Source organism: Microbacterium sp. GQ128 (assembly GCF_059758615.1).
Window position 1 is genome coordinate 313,353 of the sequence record NZ_JCAXDY010000004.1, and the last position, 17,897, is coordinate 331,249.

Annotated in this window: 17 protein-coding genes and 1 tRNA gene; 8 read left to right on the plus strand and 10 right to left on the minus strand. The window is 68.7% G+C overall.

Features of this window, described 5'->3' with window-relative positions; all coding sequences use genetic code 11:
* Positions 1-10: 10 nt before the first annotated feature.
* Both AC6CHX_RS15035 and AC6CHX_RS15040 read left to right on the plus strand, forming a co-directional pair.
* Positions 11-1,021, plus strand: a complete 1,011-nt coding sequence (locus AC6CHX_RS15035; RefSeq protein WP_498273457.1) for a type I glyceraldehyde-3-phosphate dehydrogenase — start codon at positions 11-13, stop codon at positions 1,019-1,021.
* Complete coding sequence (locus AC6CHX_RS15040) at positions 1,018-1,758, plus strand: glutamine amidotransferase (RefSeq protein WP_498273458.1); 741 nt, start codon at positions 1,018-1,020, stop codon at positions 1,756-1,758. The genes AC6CHX_RS15035 and AC6CHX_RS15040 overlap by 4 nt, the downstream gene beginning before the upstream one ends.
* Before the next feature lie 55 nt (positions 1,759-1,813).
* Here the strand turns inward: AC6CHX_RS15040 and AC6CHX_RS15045 are convergent, their stop codons facing one another.
* On the minus strand, positions 1,814-2,359 hold the full coding sequence (locus tag AC6CHX_RS15045; RefSeq protein WP_498273459.1) for a carboxymuconolactone decarboxylase family protein: 546 nt from the start codon (positions 2,357-2,359) through the stop codon (positions 1,814-1,816).
* Between the two features lie 121 nt (positions 2,360-2,480).
* On the opposite strand from AC6CHX_RS15045, the gene AC6CHX_RS15050 reads away from it, so the two are divergent.
* Positions 2,481-3,332 (plus strand): AraC family transcriptional regulator, encoded by an 852-nt coding sequence (locus AC6CHX_RS15050; RefSeq protein WP_498273460.1) that lies wholly within the window; start codon positions 2,481-2,483, stop codon positions 3,330-3,332.
* A 22-nt stretch (positions 3,333-3,354) separates the two neighbouring features.
* Here the strand turns inward: AC6CHX_RS15050 and AC6CHX_RS15055 are convergent, their stop codons facing one another.
* The 8 genes from AC6CHX_RS15055 to AC6CHX_RS15090 all read right to left on the minus strand — a co-directional run bounded on the left by AC6CHX_RS15055 (position 3,355) and on the right by AC6CHX_RS15090 (position 11,318).
* Entirely contained in the window at positions 3,355-4,467 is a 1,113-nt protein-coding gene (locus AC6CHX_RS15055; protein WP_498273461.1) for a DegT/DnrJ/EryC1/StrS family aminotransferase, read from the minus strand.
* Between the two features lie 44 nt (positions 4,468-4,511).
* Positions 4,512-4,582, minus strand: a tRNA-Cys gene (locus AC6CHX_RS15060).
* 13 nt (positions 4,583-4,595) lie between these two features.
* Positions 4,596-5,846: a pyridoxal phosphate-dependent aminotransferase gene (locus AC6CHX_RS15065; protein ID WP_498273462.1), complete on the minus strand. Its 1,251-nt coding sequence runs from the start codon at positions 5,844-5,846 to the stop codon at positions 4,596-4,598.
* On the minus strand, positions 5,843-7,195 hold the full coding sequence (locus tag AC6CHX_RS15070; RefSeq protein WP_498273463.1) for an aminotransferase class I/II-fold pyridoxal phosphate-dependent enzyme: 1,353 nt from the start codon (positions 7,193-7,195) through the stop codon (positions 5,843-5,845). Before AC6CHX_RS15070 ends, AC6CHX_RS15065 begins: the two co-directional genes overlap by 4 nt.
* Before the next feature lie 69 nt (positions 7,196-7,264).
* A complete protein-coding gene (locus AC6CHX_RS15075; protein ID WP_498273464.1) occupies positions 7,265-8,077 on the minus strand; it encodes an ABC transporter permease in 813 nt (270 codons plus the stop codon).
* Positions 8,078-8,084: 7 nt separating this feature from the next.
* A complete protein-coding gene (locus AC6CHX_RS15080; protein WP_498273465.1) occupies positions 8,085-8,912 on the minus strand; it encodes an ABC transporter permease in 828 nt (275 codons plus the stop codon).
* A 74-nt stretch (positions 8,913-8,986) separates the two neighbouring features.
* Positions 8,987-10,174, minus strand: a complete 1,188-nt coding sequence (locus tag AC6CHX_RS15085) for an extracellular solute-binding protein (RefSeq protein WP_498273466.1) — start codon at positions 10,172-10,174, stop codon at positions 8,987-8,989.
* A 76-nt stretch (positions 10,175-10,250) separates the two neighbouring features.
* A complete protein-coding gene (locus AC6CHX_RS15090) occupies positions 10,251-11,318 on the minus strand; it encodes an ABC transporter ATP-binding protein (RefSeq protein ID WP_498273596.1) in 1,068 nt (355 codons plus the stop codon).
* A gap of 116 nt (positions 11,319-11,434) precedes the next feature.
* Here AC6CHX_RS15090 and AC6CHX_RS15095 point away from each other — a divergent pair, with 116 nt between their 5' ends.
* From AC6CHX_RS15095 to AC6CHX_RS15115, 5 genes are read left to right on the plus strand one after another with little or no spacing between them, the layout of a single operon-like run.
* Positions 11,435-12,226, plus strand: a complete 792-nt coding sequence (locus AC6CHX_RS15095; protein WP_498273467.1) for a FadR/GntR family transcriptional regulator — start codon at positions 11,435-11,437, stop codon at positions 12,224-12,226.
* A gap of 37 nt (positions 12,227-12,263) precedes the next feature.
* Entirely contained in the window at positions 12,264-12,965 is a 702-nt protein-coding gene (locus AC6CHX_RS15100; RefSeq protein ID WP_498273468.1) for a cache domain-containing protein, read from the plus strand.
* 52 nt (positions 12,966-13,017) lie between these two features.
* Complete coding sequence (locus AC6CHX_RS15105; protein ID WP_498273469.1) at positions 13,018-13,803, plus strand: DNA/RNA non-specific endonuclease; 786 nt, start codon at positions 13,018-13,020, stop codon at positions 13,801-13,803.
* A 27-nt stretch (positions 13,804-13,830) separates the two neighbouring features.
* A complete protein-coding gene (locus AC6CHX_RS15110; RefSeq protein WP_498273470.1) occupies positions 13,831-14,544 on the plus strand; it encodes a hypothetical protein in 714 nt (237 codons plus the stop codon).
* Between the two features lie 59 nt (positions 14,545-14,603).
* On the plus strand, positions 14,604-15,623 hold the full coding sequence (locus tag AC6CHX_RS15115) for a LacI family DNA-binding transcriptional regulator (protein WP_498273471.1): 1,020 nt from the start codon (positions 14,604-14,606) through the stop codon (positions 15,621-15,623).
* A 68-nt stretch (positions 15,624-15,691) separates the two neighbouring features.
* On the opposite strand, the gene AC6CHX_RS15120 is transcribed toward AC6CHX_RS15115, so the two are convergent.
* Positions 15,692-17,845, minus strand: a complete 2,154-nt coding sequence (locus AC6CHX_RS15120) for an RICIN domain-containing protein (protein ID WP_498273472.1) — start codon at positions 17,843-17,845, stop codon at positions 15,692-15,694.
* Positions 17,846-17,897: the final 52 nt, after the last annotated feature.

The following is a 17,897-nucleotide window of genomic DNA, read 5'->3' on the forward strand; positions in this document are numbered from 1 at the left end:
TAGGAGTTCCATGCCCACGAAGATCGCCATCAACGGACTCGGGCGGATCGGGCGCAACCAGCTCCGCCTCCTGATGGCCCGCAGATCCGAGCTGGAGCTGGTCGCGCTGAACGACCCGCGCGGCACTCGCGCCATCGCCGACCTCCTCGAGAGCGACCGGGGACTCGGACGGTCGACGAGCGGGGCGCGGCATGACGACAAGCATCTGTTCGTAAACGGCCACGCGATCCGCGCGTACTCCGAACACGACCGCCGATCCCTGCCGTGGGGCGAAATCGGCGTCGACATCGTGATCGAGGCGACCGGTCAGGCCGTCCGCGCCGACGCCGCGAGGGAACATCTCGCGGCCGGAGCTCGGAAGGTGATCATGACGTCGCCCGCCGCCGGCGATGACGGGACGCTCGTGCTCGGCGTGAACGACGAGTCCTACGATCCCGACCGGCACCACGTCATCTCCAGCGGTTCATGCACCACCCTCTGCCTGGCGCCGGTGGTGCAGGTGTTCGATGAGGCTTTCGAGATCGACACCGCGCTGATGACGACGATCCACTCCGGCTCCGTGGACGACCGACTCCAGGACGTCCCGCACGCCGACCTGCTCCCTGCGGGCACCCGAGACGCGAGGATCACCGCGAGCAGCATCGGGGCCGCCGAGGCCGTGACCCGGGTCCTCCCGCACCTCGATGGTCGACTCGAGGGGACCGCGCTGCGTGCACCCGCCCTCAACGGATCGATCACACATCTCACCGTCACGGCGACCCGCACCGTGACCGCCGACGAGGTGAGGGGGGCCTATCAGAAGGTCTCGGAGGGGAGGCTCAAGGGAATCCTGCGTTGCGCCGACGACGAGATCGCCGTCTCCGACTCGGTCATCGACCCGCACTCGTCGATACTGGACACCACGCTGATCCGCGTGATCGGCCCCCAGGTGAAGATCTCCGCCTGGTACGACGACGAGTGGGGATACTCGCACCGTCTCACCGAGCTCGTCGCGCACGTCGGAAGGACTTTGACACCATGACGGACCCCGCATCGCCGCCACGCCTCGCCCTCGCATTCCGGCACGTGCACTTCGAAGATCTGGGCATGCTCGAACCGCTGCTGATCGAGCGCGGCTATCACGTGGAGTACGTCGACCTCGGCACGCAGGCGATCGACATCGAGCGCGTCGACGATGCCGACCTGCTCATCGTGCTGGGTGGCCCGATCGGGGTGTACGACACCGCGACCTATCCGTTCCTGCACGCGTCGAAGGAGGCGATCGCCCACCGGCTGCGCCAGGGCCGGGCGCTGCTGGGCATCTGCCTGGGTGCACAGCTGATCGCCGAGGAGATGGGCGCCGAGGTGCGTCCCACGGGTGCGGTGGAGATCGGCTATGCCCCACTCGAGCTCACCACGGAAGGGCTCGACTCCCCCCTCCGCCCCCTCGACGGACTTCCCGTCCTGCACTGGCACGGCGATGCCTTCACCATTCCCGACGGCGCCCGCCATCTGGCTCGCACTCCGGACTTCCCGAACCAGGCGTTCTGCACCGACGCCGTGCTCGCACTGCAGTTCCACCTCGAGGCCGACCATCGCACGATCGGGAACTGGCTCATCGGACACTCGCACGAACTGCATCACCACGGCATCGACCCGCGCACGATACGCGAGCAGGCCAGGATCCACGGTCCGCGGCTCGAGGCCGCTGCTCGCACCGCGATCGGCGCCTGGCTGGACGACGTCGAAGGCCGGGCACGCTCCACCGACGCGGGCTAGGCCGGCACGACGAAGGGCCGGGACCTCACGGACCCGGCCCTTTCTCTGCGGCGGTTCAGCTCGCGCGGCGCAGTGCCACGCTCGGGAAGTCCACCGGGACGTCGAGGGCGATGTTCACGTAGTTCGTGAACAGGTTCAGCGCCACCTGACCGATGGTCTCGACGATCTGCTCGTCGTTCCACCCCTGCGCGCGGACCGCGTCGACATCGGCCGAAGACACCTGACCGCGGGCGTCGACGAGCTTCAGCGCGAACGCGAGCAGCGCCGCGGTGCGCGGATCGGCGGACTCGCCGAGCTGTGCTGCGGCGAGCGTCTCGCGCGTCAGGCCGGCCTTCTTGCCGAGCGCGGTGTGCGCGGCGAGGCAGTAGTCGCACGAATTGCGGTCGGCGACCGCCACGGCGATCTGCTCGCCGAGCGCCGCACCGAGGGTGCCGCCCCCGTACGCACCGAATGCGCTCCACATGCTCGTCAGGGCAGCCGGGGAGTTGGCGACGGCGCGGAACATCGCCGGCACGGTGCCGAAGGCACCATGGATCTGGTCGAGCTGCTCCTTGACGGGACCGGTGGCCGCTTCGCGTTCGATGAGTGAGACGTTGGGCATGTGATGCTCCTTCGTTAGCCGAGTGAGGCCGATCGGCCCCACCTCGAGTCTTCCGGGAACCGTCGGACGATGCGCACCAGAACGTCTTGCATTCATGACGAATCGTCCAGATACTGGAGGTATGCCCTCCGTCGACCGCCTCACTGCGCTGCTCGAGCGGTTCCGCGTGCGCACGCGCCTGTTCCACTCCGGCCCCCTGTGCGGCACGACGGTCTTCCCCGCGAGCAGCGGCCATGGCTACCTGCACGTGCTGCGTCGCGGCGAGATGGAGGTGACGCACCGCCGCCCCGACGGCAGCACCGAGCGCGAGCTCATCACACGACCCAGCCTGCTGTTCTTCCCCCGCCCGCTCGATCACACGTTCCTCAACGCGCCGACCGACGAATCGGACTTCGCCTGCGCGACTCTGGACTTCGACGGCGGTGCCACTCATCCGCTCGTGCGCACGCTCCCCTCGACGATCGTCCTGCCCCTCGACGAGGTCGCCGCCCTCTCGCCGGCGCTCGATCTGCTGTTCTCCGAGGTCGATAACGTCCGCTGCGGACGCCCGCTCGTCGCCGACCGCATGTTCGAGGTGGTCCTGATCCAGCTGCTGCGGTGGATGCTCGACAACAGCGGTCGACTCGATCTCCCGCCCGGCCTGCTTCCCGGTCTTGCGGACGAGCGCCTCGCCCCGGCACTGGTCGCCATGCACGAGGCACCCGGCGACCCCTGGAACCTGGAGTCGCTGGCCCGCCGGTCGAACATGTCGCGCAGCGCATTCGCCGCACGCTTCAAGGACGTGCTCGGGCGATCGCCGGGAGACCACCTCACCGACTGGCGGCTGACCGTCGCACAGGAGCAGCTCCGCGCCGGGATGTCGGTCAGCACCGTCGCCGCCGAGCTCGGCTACGCCAGCGCCTCGGCGTTCTCGCGGGTCTTCGCCCAGCGCATCGGCCATTCGCCGCGCGCGTGGCTCGCGCTGGCCGCCTGACCCGGCCGCAGAAGTCCGGCGCTCACCCGCCGGCCGACATCACGGCCTCGAGACCGGTGACGACCCGGTCGAGGTCGTCGGGCGTGAGCGACGGGTGCACCGGGATCGAGAGCACCTCCTGCGCGGCCCGCTCGGTCTCGGGCAAATCGGCGTCGGGAGCGTATCGCTGCAGCGAGGGCAGCCGGTGGTTGGGGATCGGGTAGTAGACGCCCGCGCCGACCCCGTGCTCGTCGCGCAGCGCATCTCGCACGCGGTCGCGCTCACCGTCGGCGATGCGCACCGTGTATTGGTGATACACGTGCTCGGCGCCGTCGGCGACCCGAGGGATCGTGAGCCCGTCGATGCCGGCGAGCGCCGCATCCAGCACCGCCGAGTTCTGCTGCCGCTGCCGGGTCCACTCCCCCACTTTCCGCAACTGCACGCGCCCCACGGCCGCATGCACCTCGCTCATGCGGTTGTTGTACCCGACGATCTCGTTCGCGTACTGCGTCTCCATCCCCTGGTTGCGCAGCAGCCGCATGGTGCGGGCGATGTCCTCGTCCGCGCACGCGACGATGCCGCCTTCGATGGCCGTCATGTTCTTGGTCGGATACAGGCTGAACATCCCGAATGCGCCGATGGTGCCGGCCGGACGACCGCGCCAGGCCGCGCCGTGCGCCTGCGCCGCATCCTCGTAGATCGCCAGGCCGTGCTCGGCCGCCACAGCTTCGATCTCGTCGACGAGGAACGGATGCCCGTACAGGTGCACCGGCATGATGCCCTTCGTCCGCGGGGTGATCGCCGCGCGCACCCGCGCCGGATCGAGGGTGAAGTGCGCCGGCTCGATGTCGACGAACACCGGGGTCGCTCCCGCGAGGACGACGGAGTTCGCCACCGCGGCGAAGGTGAACGAGGGCACGATCACCTCGTCTCCCGGGCCCACCCCGGAAGCGATCAGGCCCAGCAGCTGCCCGCTCGTGCCCGAGTTGACCGCGACGGCAGTGCGCCCCTGCAGGAACTGCTCGGCGAACTCCGCCTCGAACGCGGCGACCTCCGGGCCCTGCGCGAGCATCCCGCTGCGCAGAACTCGCTCGACGGCCGCCACCTCCTCGTCGCCGATGAGCGGTTTGGCTGCGGGGATGAAAGCGTCGTCCATGAGGGATGCCCTTCGTCGGCGTCGGCTCTCTCGAGCCCGGTCTGAGGTGGAGGCAGGAATCGAACCTGCGTGCACGGTCTTGCGGACCGCGACCTGGCCACTCGGTCACTCCACCGGGTCGGAGGCGCTCAGCTCCCCGGCGGCGAATATCCGCTCAGGAAGGAGCCGAAGCGCCGGAGCGCATCGGTGAGCACGTCGGTCTCGGGGAGGAAGGCGATCCGGAGGTGATCGGGGGTGCGCAGGTTGAACGCCCTTCCGTGCACGAGGAGGATGCGCTCCGCATCGAGGAGGTCGAGGACCAGTCGCTCGTCGTCGTCGATGCGGTGCAGCTCCGGGTCGAGGCGCGGGAAGAGATACAGCCCGCCACCCGCGGCCTGGGCGCGGACACCCGGAATCGCGTTGAACGCATCGAGCGCCGCATCCCGTTGCCGCGTGAGCCGGCCATCGGGAGCGACCAGCGCGTCGAGCGACTCATCCTGCGTCAGTGCCGCCGTGATCGCATGCTGCGCGGGCACCGACGCGCACATCCGCATGGATGCCAGCAGTCGGACGCCCGAGAGGAACGGGTCGTCGGCGTCGAACCCCGTGGTCGTCATCCAGGCGGCACGGTAGCCGGCGACACGATGGGTCTTGGACAGCCCGGCGAACGTGACGCAGGGCACGTCCGACGCGACCTGCGCAGTGGAGTGATGCACGAAGCCCGGATAGACGACACGGTCGTAGATCTCGTCGGAGAGCAGCAGCAGTCCGTGACGCCGGGCGAGCTCGGCGATCTGCTCGAGCACTTCGCGCCCGTACACCGCTCCGGTCGGGTTGTTCGGGTTGATGATGACGATCGCCGCTGTGCGCGGGCCGATCAGCGACTCCATGGCCGCGACATCCGGAATCCAGCCCTCGGACTCGACGCAGGGATAGTGCACCGCCCGCCCTCCGGACAGCACGGTCGATGCGGTCCACAGCGGATAGTCCGGGCTCGGGATCAGCACCTCGTCGCCCGGTTCGAGCAGCGCCTGCAGCGTCAGCCCGACGAGCTCGGAGACGCCGTTGCCGACCGTGATGTCGTCGATCGAGAGAGCGGGGAAGCCGCGGCGGTGGGCGTAGTGCGCGGCGATGGCCTCGCGCGTCTCGGGCAGACCAGCCGATTCCGAGTACCCGTGCGCGTGCGGGAGCGCGGAGCGCAGTGCCTCGACGATCGCCGCCGGAGCCTCGAACCCGAAAGGGGCCGGGTTGCCGACGTCGAGCCGGAGGATGGACTCGCCACTCCGCTCGAGCTCGGCTGCTCGCGCGGCCACGGGTCCGCGCAGCTCGTACAGCACGCCTTCGAGACGAGAGGAGCGTCCGATGCGGTGCGTCGCGCCCGCCGTACTGCCCGCGGTCATGCCGCGGCCCGCACGCCGGCGATGACGGTGGCGAGGTCGTCGACGAGACGCTGTGCATCGGCGTCGTCGAGGTCGTGCACGGTCAGACGCAGGCGCGAGCCGCCGGGCGAGCTCTCCGGATCGAGCGCGAACTCCGCACCGGAGCGGACCAGCCAGCCCCGCACTGCCAGAAGACGGGCGGCCTCGGCCGTATCGCCCTGGACGTCGACCCAGACGTTGAGTCCGTCATCGCTCTGCGCGCGCACTCCTCGTGCGGCCAGCAGCGCGACGAACGCGAGGTTGCGTGCCGCATAGTGTGCGCCGGCCTCGGCGATCAGTCGCTGCGTGCTGGCATCGCGCAGCATCCCTGCGGCGAGCCGCTGCATCACGTGGCTCACCCACATCGTGCCGGGGCTGAGCCGCAGGGCCAGCCGGTTCGCGGTGACCGGATCGGATGCCGTGACGGCGAGGCGCATGTCGGGTCCGAGGAACTTCGACACCGAGCGCACCAGCGCCCACCGCTCGTGCGTGGGCGCGATGATGCTCGAATACGGCGTCGTGGAGAGCAGCGAGAAGTGGTCGTCTTCGATGATCAGGACGTGCGGGTGGTCGGCGAGCACCTCACGAAGAGCCATCGCCCGCGCCGCCGTGATGCCGACACCGGTCGGATTGTGCGCACGAGGCGTGCACACGATCGCGCGCGCGCCGCTCTCCAGGGCGGTGCGCAGCCCCTCGACGGTCATGCCCTCGCGGTCGACGGGGATCGCGACGGGCGCGTACCCGGCGAGGCGCGCCGTGTGGATGCTGGAGAGGAAGCACGGGTCTTCGAGGCCGACGCGGTCGCCCTGCACCAGGCTCTGGGCGAGCAGGCGCTCGACGGCGTCCACGGCCCCGGCGGTGATCGACAGACGGAACGGGCGAGGGTGGTCGGCGGCGATCCACTCCGTGGCCCATTCGGCCAGGGCGGGGTCGATCACGGATTCCCCGTAGAGCACGTGCGCGGGCTCGACACCGGCGAAGGCGGCAGCGAGGTCAGGAAGGTGCGCAGCATCGGGATTGCCGCTTCCGATGTCGCGGAGCACCGTCCCCGCGGTGAAGCCCTCGTCGCGATTCTGCGCGGGACCGAGCACCGTCGTGCCTGTGCGCCCACCCGTGATCGCGACGCGCGCCGTGACCAGCGAACGGTAGGCGGCGAGCACCGTGTTGCGGTTGACGCCGAGCCGCGTCGCGAGCGCTCGCACCGAGGGAAGATGATCGCCCGGGGCGATCTCGCCGCGCTCCACGAGATCGCGCACGCTCTCGGAGATCTCGGCGGCGGTGGAACCGGTGATGCGGTCGGAGACGACGTCGCGATCGGGTGCCTGAGCCATGGCTCGACGCTATTCGAGATTTTGACCTATGTCAAAATCTCCAAGGCGACGGGGGTTGTCGCGCCCGCGTCAGTGGCGCTCGTCGACCTCCTTCCCGAGCCGCTGTGAGATCCACACCGGGATGAAGGACGCGACGATGACGACCGTCGCGACGACGTTGACGACGTTGGCCTCGTTGGGCCGCGCCATCTGGTTCATGATCCACAGCGGCAGGGTGTCGACGCCGGGAGGAGCGGTGAAGATCGTGACGTACACCTCGTCGAAGCTGAGGGCGAAGGCGAGGATGGCGCCGGCGATGAGCGCACTGCGGAACTGCGGGAGGGTCACCAGCACGAACGTCTGCCACGGGCTCGCCCCGAGATCCTTCGACGCCTCCTCGATGCCGGGGTTCATCCGTCGGAGCCGGGCGAGCACGTTGTTGAACACCATGACGATGCAGAAGGTGCCGTGCGCGATGATCATGCCGTAGAAGCCGACCTGGATGCCGATGGGCTCGAGCAGCTGGTTGTAGGTGTTGTTGAGCGCGACACCGGTGACGATGCCCGGCAGGGCGATCGGCAGCACGACCAGGAGGTTCACGGCGCGCTGGCCGAAGAACGAATACCGCTGGAGCGCGAAGGCCACGAGCGTTCCGAGAATCACGGCGATCACCGTCGCACCGGAGGCGACGAGCACCGAGTTCAGCAGAGCTGCGCGCACGGGTTCGCTCGTGAACGCCTTGCCCCACCATTCGAGCGAGAAACCGCTCACCGGCCAGCTCACGATGCGGGCGGAGTTGAACGAGTTGAGCACGACGAGCGCGAGCGGGATGTACATGAACGCGAGCACGATCGCGACGATGACGCCGAGCACGATCTTGGAGGTGCGGGACAGTCTCAGCATGCGTGACTCACATCCTTTCCAGGGCACCGGTGCGCTGCACGCTCACCAGGTAGACGACGACGAACGCGATGGGGACCAGCGAGTACGCGGCCGCCAGCGGCGGGTTCAGGTTGATGTTCGACGCGATCACGCTGCCGATCATCTGCGTGTCACCGCCGACGAAGCGGGCGACGAGGTAGTCGCCGAGACTCAACGAGAACGTGAAGACCGATCCGGCGATCAGGGCCGGTTTGATGAGCGGGAGCACGACCGAGACGATCGTGCGCCACGACCCCGCGCCGAGATCGGCGGAGGCGTCGAAGAGATTCGGCGGCACCTGGCGGATCGCGGTGTAGACGGGCACCGCCATGTACGGCAGCCACAGATACGTGAGGGTCAGCACGACGGTCAGGATGCTGAAGCCGGGGCCGGAGAGTCCGAGGGGTGCGAGCAGCCAGTTCGCGAAGCCCTGCTCGGTGAACGTGATCCGCATCGCGAGCACCTTGACCAGGTATCCGGCCCACAGCGGCAGGGTGATCGAGACCGCGAGCAGCGCCCGCAGCCAGGGCGAGGCGACCTTCGCCATGAAGATGCCGAGGGGCACGGAGACGAGCACGGCGAGCACCGTCACGGCGAGCGCGATCCCGAGGGTGCGCAGCGACGTCGACAGGTAGGCGGGGTTGACGAAGAGCTGCTCGAAGTTGCGCAGCGTGAACCCGGGCTTCACCTTCGAGGTGAAGGGGTCGGTGATCCAGAAGGCGGTCACGAGGAGCATGACCAGCGAGAAGATGTAGATCCCGATGAGCCAGGTCATCGGAAGAGCGAGGAGCCCGGCGATGCGGAGGCGGCGCTTCATGTCGATCCCGTTCGTGGTGGCGGAAGATCTGCGGAGGTGAGGGGCGGGCGGGGAGACCCGCCCCTCGATGGGGGTCAGCCCTTGACCGAGAGCCAGGCGTCCGTCCACTGCTGGAAGTTCGTGCAGGTGACGTCGGTGCGGCCGTCGATGCACTGCTCGATCGGAGTCGTCCAGAACCACACGTCCTTGAAGTACTCCTCATCCGTGGCGTTGAAGTAGTCGCAGTGCGCCTTCGCCTCGTCGCTGGTGTCGCAGAAGGCGGCGTTCGCGGGCGCCATGCCGAAGTTCATCGCGATCGCGCCGTTCACCTCCGGCGAGGACGAGTAGTCCATCCACGCGTAGGCGCAGTTCGGGTTCTTCGACTCGGTCGCCATCATCCAGGCGTCCGACCACCCGGTCGAGCCCTCTTCCGGGAGCACGCTCTTGAACTTGTCATCCTCGGTCAGCTTGCGCAGCACCTCCCACGACGTGCCGAGCACCGTGGTGCCGCCCGCGAACGAGGTGATCTGCGCGGCAGGGTCGGACCAGTACTCGGAGACGATGTCGTTCTGCTGCTTGAGCAGGTCGATCGCCGCATCCAGCTGCTCCTGGTCGAGCGCGTACGGGTTCGTGATGCCGAGGTCGGGCTCGTGCGCCATCAGGTACACCGCGGCGTCGGCGATGTAGATCGGGGCGTCGTAGGCGATGACCTTGCCCGCGTAAGGGCTGTCCTTCTCCCACGCGATGTCCCAGCTGGTGGGCTCTTCGGTCACGACCTCGCTGTTGTACTGGAGGATGTTCGCGCCGCGGCCGATCGGGATGCCGTAGGACTTGCCGTTGATGGTGTCGTAGATCTGACCCTTCATGCCCTCGACGATGTCGTCGCCGAAGTTCGGGATGAGCTCGAGGTTGAGCGGCTGCACGTCGCCACCCGCGATCAGGCGCAGGCTCGCGTCGCCCGAGGCGGAGACCAGGTCGTAGTCGCCGGTGCGCATGAGCTGGACCATCTCGTCGCTGGTGCCGGCGACGCGGCGGTTCACGACGCAGCCGGTCTCGGTGGTGAAGGCGTCGCTCCAAGCGGGCTCGACGAAGCCACTCCAGGCGACGATGTTGACCTCGCCCTCGTAGTCGCCGAGCTCCTCCTGCATGGCGATGTCGGGAACGTCGATCTGGAGTCCGCCGCCTCCTTCGGCCGGCGCCTCCTCTCCGCCTGTGGAACAGCCGGACAGGGCCAGGGCGGCGACCGCGGTCATCGCCGCGGTGGCCAGGATCTTCTTACGCATGGATCGCTCCTTCGTGATCGGTGCTGCAGGTGTGTGCATGGGTGTTCGTGTGTTGCGGTGTTTCGGGTTCGGTGTTTCAGGGAAGCCGAGCCGCGTGGTCGGGAGACCAGACGGCACGGACGTGGTGCCCTCGGCCGAGATCGTCGTCGGCGGAGTGGCGCGCGTTCGGGCGCTCGGCGATGAGGTCGAGCCCCGCGTCGGTCGCAACGAGGTAGCGGGTGGCGGGGCCGGTGTAGACGACCTCGCTGATCGTGCCCGTGAGAGACACCTCGCCCGCGGCGAGCGCGGCATCCGGTCCGGTCAGCCTCATGCGTTCGGGCCGCACGCTCATGGTGCGCCGGTCGCCGGTCAGGCTCTCGGCCAGCTCTCCGCCGATGAGGTTCGACAGCCCGAGGAAGCGTGCGACGAACTCGGTCTGCGGGCGCTCGTACACTTCACGGGCGGTGCCGACCTGCTCGATCCCGCCGCCGTTGAACACCGCGACGCGGTCGCTGAGAGTGAGGGCCTCCTCCTGGTCGTGCGTGACGAAGATGAAGGTGATGCCGACCTCGCGCTGGATCTGCTTGAGCTCGATCTGCATCTGCTCGCGGAGTTGCTTGTCGAGCGCGCCGAGCGGCTCGTCGAGCAGCAGCACCTGGGGGCGCAGGATGAGGGCGCGGGCCAGCGCGATCCGCTGCCGCTGCCCGCCGGAGAGCTGGTGCGGCAGGCGGTCGGCGACGTGGTCGAGGCGCACCTGCTCCAGCGAGGTCTGCACCCGCGCGGCCCTGGCGCTCTTGCCCTCGCCGCGGACGCGCAGTCCGTAGCCGACGTTGTCGGCGATGGTCAGGTGCGGGAAGAGCGCGTAGTCCTGGAAGACGGTGTTGACCGGACGGGCGTGCGGAGGGGTCTTGGTCACGTCGACGCCGGAGAGGCGGATGCTGCCGGACGTGGTGTCTTCGAAGCCGGCGATCATGCGCAGCACCGTCGTCTTGCCCGAGCCGGAGGGGCCGAGCATCGACAGGAACTCCCCCGAGGCGACCTCGAGGTCGAGGTCGCGGACGGCGGTGAACTCGCCGAACGACTTGGTGACGCCGCTCAGGGTCACCGTCCCGTCGGGGCGGGCGGCCTCTGAGGCTGCGGGTGCTGCGGGTGCCGTGGCGATCATCTCGCGCTCCTCGGTCATCGTCGAACTCGGAAGATTCCCAAAACATATAAACCCAGAGGTAATATGTCAACAGCGAGTTTCTTGGGTATGGTGAGCGCGGAAGGGAGAATCGCAGAATGGCATCGAGCACGACGACGCATCCGACGCACGCCCCTGCCGCGCCCTCTCCCGACGCGGAGCACGAACAACCGCACCGACTGCAGGGGGCTCTGTTCCAGCCCATCGGCGACGAGGGCAGGGCCGAGCTCGTCGAGCGCCGACTGGTCGACGCGATCACCCGGGGCCACCTCCGTGCCGGCGAGCGCCTCCCCTCCGAGGCCGACCTCAGCAAGAGCCTCGGGGTCGCTCCGGTGACCGTGCGCGAGGCCCTGCTCGCCATGCGTGGCCGCGGCCTCGTCGTGACCCGACGGGGGCGCAACGGCGGCAGCTTCGTCGCTGCGCACGCCGATCCCCTGACCTTCGCGCGGGAAGCGGTGCGGCGCACCTCGCGCCTCGCCCTGCGCGACCTCGGCGCGCACTACGCCGCCATCACCGGTGCGTGCGTCCGCCTGGCCGCGAGGCGCGCGGATCCCAGCGAGACGCAGCGGGTGCGCCGCCGGATGGACCGGATCGACGAGCTCGACACCGAGGCGCAGCGCCGGCTGCTCGACGACGTGCAGATCGAGATCGTCGCCCTCAGCCAGTCCGCGCGACTGACGCGCGAGCAGATGAAGCTGCAGGCGGAGCTCTCGCCCTACCTGCGCCTCGTCGCGCACGAGACCGAGAACCTTCGACGACAGGCGGCGCACCTCGCCGCCGTCATCGACGCCGTGGAGGCCGGAGACCCCGACGCCGCCGGGGCGAGGACCGAGCTCATGGCCGCCGAGACCATCGACGCGCTGATCCGGCTCCAGGCCGCGAACGGCTAGTTCCGAATACCCGCATCGACGTGCACAGGAGGACGCGATGAACACAGCAACCGACACCGCCACCCAGGCCGCGGCCGCGATCGTGGAGGACTACTTCGCCGCGCCCGTGCGGGCCCTGGTCGACTGGGTGGGCCCCTTCGCCACCCAGGTCGCCGGGGCCAGGGCCACCGGACCGCTCACCCGCTCGAAGATCGATGCCCTGGTGCGCCCGCACGCCCTGAAGACACTCGACCTGCGCGGCGTTCCCGTCTACGGCGCCGGGTTCATCGCGGCGATCGATCTGCTCGCCGACGCCCACAGCCACCTGGCGTGGTGGCAGGGCGACGACCGACGCCAGCTCGTGCTCGCCTCGCAGTCGCTCAACAAGGAGAACATCGATTACAGCGCGCTCGAGTGGTACCGCGTGCCGATGACCACCGGCGAGCCACATGTGGCCGGCCCGTACGTCGACTACCTCTGCAGCGACGAGTACACGATCACGATCGCCGTGCCCGCCGATGTGGACGGACAGCGGATCGGCGTCGCCGGACTCGACCTGCTCGTCTCGGCGGTCGAGCGGGACCTGACCCACCGGTTCGCCACGCTGGGCAGCGAGGTCACGCTGACGAACGGCGTCGGGCGCGTGGTGGTGTCGACCGACCCGCGATGGGCGACCGGCGACTCGGTGCGCGGCAGCGGTCTCGCCGATCTGCCGCGGGTCGCGTGCCCCACCGTCGCGCTCGATGTGATCGTCGGCTGAGCTGACGAACCTGACCCGTGCGCGCGTCGGTGGCACCGGGCACACTGGGGGCATGACCGACGGCTACGATCCGGAATTCCTCGCAGCGCCCGTCCCCCTCCCGCACCCGGCACAGGCGGTGCGCCCGCTCCCCTATCCGCGTTTCACGGTGCTCCTCGATCCCGCGCGGCGGCTCGCCACAATGACCGCGGTGAACATCGACGGCGCGTCCCTGCAGGATCTCCCGCGCACGGGCGAGTGGCGGCTCGACGAACGCGTACCGGCCGCAGAGCAGACCGGACCCGAGGTATACGCGCGCAACGACCTCGACCGCGGGCACCTCGTGCGCCGCCGTGATCCCGGATGGGGGTCGGCCGACGCGGCCCGAGCCGCCACCGAAGCGACGTTCTTCTACCCGAACGCCGCACCGCAGGCTGCGGGTTTCAACCAGTCGAAGGAGCTCTGGCTCGGCCTCGAAGACCATGTACTGGCCTACGCCGAGACCACCGATCAGCGGGTGTCGGTCTTCACCGCGCCGATCCTCGCCGACGCCGATCCGCCCTATCGGGGCATCCGGATCCCGCTGCGGTTCTGGAAGATCGCCGCCTGGCAGGGTTCCGAGGGGCTCGCCGCCACCGGCTTCGTGCTCGATCAGTCCGAGCTCGTCGACACGCGGGAGGGGGCGCTCGCCGTGCCGCCTCTCGGGGCCTTCCGCACCTTCCAAGTGCCGGTCGCCGACATCGCGGCCCTGACCGGCATCGACTTGGGACCGCTGCCGGAAGCGGATGTGCGAGAGCGAAGGGGCGCCCGCGAGATGGGATGGCGGAGTCTGGACTCTGCGGACGACATCCTGTTGTGACGCGGCCCGACGAGGCACACTGGACCGATGGAGTTCAGCGGAGTGATCCCGATGGATGCGCCGGACCCGAGCATCGAGTCGGAGGCCCGGGTACGCGGCCTTCCCTTCCCCGTCTTCGAGCTCAGGCCGCAACCGGCGCTCACCCGCATACCGATCGCCGGCTTCACGGAGATCGGCGCCGCGACCGGGCGCGAAGAGATCTCCGCGGCGTTCAGCTACACGCTGTGGCGGTATCCCGACGACCACGCCGACCCGCGCAATGAAGTCGAGCTGGACGAGGCGACGAGGCGTTCCCTCGAAGACGAACCTCCGTGGGGACGACCCACCTGGCTGATCGAGCAGGTGAAGGTGTTCCGCTACCCGATGCTGTGGGAGGCGGTGCGCACCACCTGGAATGCCTCGCCTGCCCGCGAGGGGACCAGCCTCGCCGAGCAGCTCGCCGCCCACACCAACCACATCCTGCGCAACCAGTTCCGCGAAGAGCTCGGGCTCTCCTGGGATCCGCGCGCCGACGACGACGCGTGGGCTGCCACGACCACCGCGGCATTCGAGACCTCGGTCGAGGTCGACGGACGTGATCACCCCGCGTTGCAGATCGACACCGACCCGTTCGTCTACGGCGTCGGATTCCGGATCGACGAGCATGTCGTGTGCACGGCCGTGGTTCCGCGCGACGCTCTGCCCCTCGTCGACCTCTCCTTCACGCTGTTCTCGACGCGGGAAGAGGAGCCTCATCCCTAAGCGTCGAGAGCTTTACGACGTTGTATCATCAAGGACGGTGTTGACGTCTGGGAGGTCGAATGGCAGCCACCCTCCACGACGTGGCGAATCTCGCCGGCGTCTCGATAAAGACGGTCTCGAACGTCGTCAACGACTATCCGCACGTCAAGGAGTCGACGAGAACCCGCGTTCGCGAGGCGATCGAGGAGCTCAACTACCAGCCGAACCTGTCGGCACGCTCGCTGCGTTCCGGGCGGAGCGGGGTGATCGGGCTGGTGCTTCCCGAGTTGAGCCTCAGCTACTTCGGGGAACTCGCTGACGCGGTCATCGCCGAGGCGGAGAAGCACGGTCTCGTGGTCTTGATCGAGAAGACCGGCGCCGACCGCGACCGCGAGATCGCCGTTCTGACGAGCCCGCGCATGCAACTCACCGACGGACTCATCTTCAGCCCGCTCGGCATGGGCCCGGCGGATGCTCATCACTTCGAGGTCGACTTCCCGGTGGTGCTGCTCGGTGAGCGCATCTTCGGCGGACCGGTCGATCACGTCACCATGCGCAACGTCGAGGCTGCGCAGGCCGCGACGGAACTCCTCCTGAAGGCCGGGCGACGACGCATCGCCCTCGTCGGCGCGCACGTCGATGAGGATGTCGGGTCCGCCGCCCTGCGCACGCAGGGCTACGAGCAGGCACTCGCCGCAGCCGGCATCGAGGTCGATCCGTCGCTGGTGCGGTACACGACCCTCTGGCATCGATCGAACGGCGCCGCCGCGATCCGAGACCTTCTGAACGACGGCGTCGAGTTCGATGCCGTCTTCGGGCTCAACGACGCCCTCGCGCTGGGTGCGATGCGCGCCCTCCAGGAGGCCGGTCTCCGCATCCCCGACGACGTCTCGGTGGTGGGCTTCGACGACATCGACGAGGCCCAGTACACGCTCCCGAGCCTGTCGACCATCGATCCCGGCCGGGAGCAGATCGCCGCTCTCGCCGTGGAGCTCCTCCTCGCCCGCATCCGCGACGGCGGCGGTCGACCAGCGGAGCCTCGAGAAGTGCTGGTCGACTTCGAGGTGGTCGTCCGCGAATCCGCCGTCCCTGCGGACTGAACCGCGTCGGGCAGAGACGCGGAGCGGCCGATGTCTCCGACCGCTCCGCGCCCCTCATTACTCCGGCGTCACTGGATGCCCTCCTTGATGAGGCGCCACTCCTGGCATGCCGCCCCTGTCGGACCCCACTGCTGCGCGACCGCCCCGTCGGCCGTCGAGCACGAGCCGATCTCGAGAAGCTTCGCACTGTTCGCGTTGGCGATGGTCCAGTAGCCCGCGCTGTTGGGCGACAGGTTCCAGCGTTGGGTCGCGGTGCCGCTCGCCGACCGCTGGACTGCGTCGGTGCCGTCTGCCGTGGAGGCGCCCGGGATCTCGAGGAGCTTCCGACTGTTCTTGTTCACCAGCTCGAACGTTCCCCCGGTCGCGGGCTGGACCTTCCACACCTGAGTGGCGTTCGCCGTCGGCCCCCACTGCCCGGCGGCGGCGCCGTCGGTCGTGAGCGCGGACAGGATCTCGAGCACCTTGCCGCTGTTGCGGTTCTGCACCTGGAAGGTCGCCGGCAGGGTCGTGCCGCTCTTGTGGAGCTGGATCTGATCGAGTTCCGCGAAGGTTCCCGAGTAGGCGAACCGCACCGTGTTCGAACCAGCGTTGAGGGTCACGGTCTTCTGCGCCCAGAGGTAGCGCCCCCAGTCAGCGGTGGCGGGATAGCTGATGTTCGTCGCTGTCCCTCCGTTCACCGAGACCGCGTGACCGCTCGTGGACCCCATGCCGTTGGCGTACCTCACGTTCAGCTCGTAGGTACCCGCCTGCGGAGCATCGACGGTGAAGGTCACCGTGCTGTCCGCGAAGTTGATGTTGCCGACCTTGCTCCCGTTCGAGGCGTCGCCGTGCGTCACGAGGGCGGTATTCGTCCGTGCAGCGTTCTCCGCCTCGTACGAGGTAGCCGTGAGCGGGATCGTCCCGACCCGGATGTCGTTGTAGAGGTAGGTCTGACTGGGGTTCGACGGGTTCGGCCGGTAGTTGTCGACGTTCACCGCCTGGTACAGCGTGCGTCCGTCGGGGCTGTAGTCGATCCCCTGCGCGAAGCCTGTGATCGAGCTCGGACCGTTGAACGTCACCGCGAAGGGCAGTCGCTCCCACGGGCCGGCGCCGAGGTTGTAGTTGACGAAGAAGTTCTGGCCGCCGTCGAGGTTGCCGGCGGCGTCGAGCCCCCATTTCGAGGCGACGACGATCATTCCCTTCGGTCCCCCGGTGGGCACCCACTTCACCGTCGGGGAGGATCCGATCCCACGGCCGTCGGCGAGTTCGACCGGCGTGCCCAGACTCGTCGTCGAACCCCAGTTGAGGCCATCGGGCGACTTCTTGAAGAACACCGGCGAGGCGTTCGAGAACGCGTATCCCTGAGCGTTGACCACTTCGTAGGTCGCGATGTACGAGCCGTCGGGCAACTTGTCCACCGTGATCATGCCGGGACGATGCGTGGAGTCGGTGGGCGCCGACACGTTCGAGAGGGCGCCCCATGTCAGACCGCCGTCGAGCGAGCGCCGGTAGGAGACGGCCTGAAGGACGCCGTTCGCCTTCTGCCGCTCATCCGAGAAGTAGGCGACGACCCCTCCCCCTCCGTCGATCGCCAGAGTCGGCTCCCAGACGGTCGTGGTCGTGGAAGTCGGCGAGGGGTCGTAGATCGCCGGTCCGCCCGTGTCGATCGTGCTCACGTAGCTCCAGGATGACCCTCGGTCGGTGCTCTTGTAGACGACGAGCTTGGTCACCGACGACGCGGCGTTGCGGTCGGCCGGCCTGATCTGACCGGTGAGCAGGATGGTGCCCGCCGCGAGGTTCCCGGTCGTCTGCGGCACCTCGAAGAGGAAAGGCTGCGCCAGGCGGTCGAGCTGTGTCGTGCTCTCCTGACCGGCGGTCCCGGGGAACTGCAGTCCCGGGTTGACCGCCGAGATCTTCTGCCAGCTCGCGCCGTCGTTCGTGCTCCGGAAGATCGGCCATTCCTGGTGGCACGCCAGGGCGGGGTTCGCGAGGCACGCCTGTGTATCCGTCGCGGGGTTGGAGCTGGGGTTCACGTCCTTGATCAGGCGTCCGTCGTCGAACGTGTTCAGCAACGTCCCGTTGGAGGTGCCGTTGTGCTTGAGGGCGATGATCTTCGCGTAGGCCGTGCCCGTCGCGTCTCCGCCCTCGTCGTTGAACGACGAACCGTTCGGTGGCGCGTACACCAGGGATCCGTTGCCCGTCGTCACCGCCTGCGCACTCGTGGCGACGAACCCCGTCGCCACGAGTGCCAGCGTCGCAGCGAGGGCGGACAGTCCTGCCAGCCTCCCGCGAGAT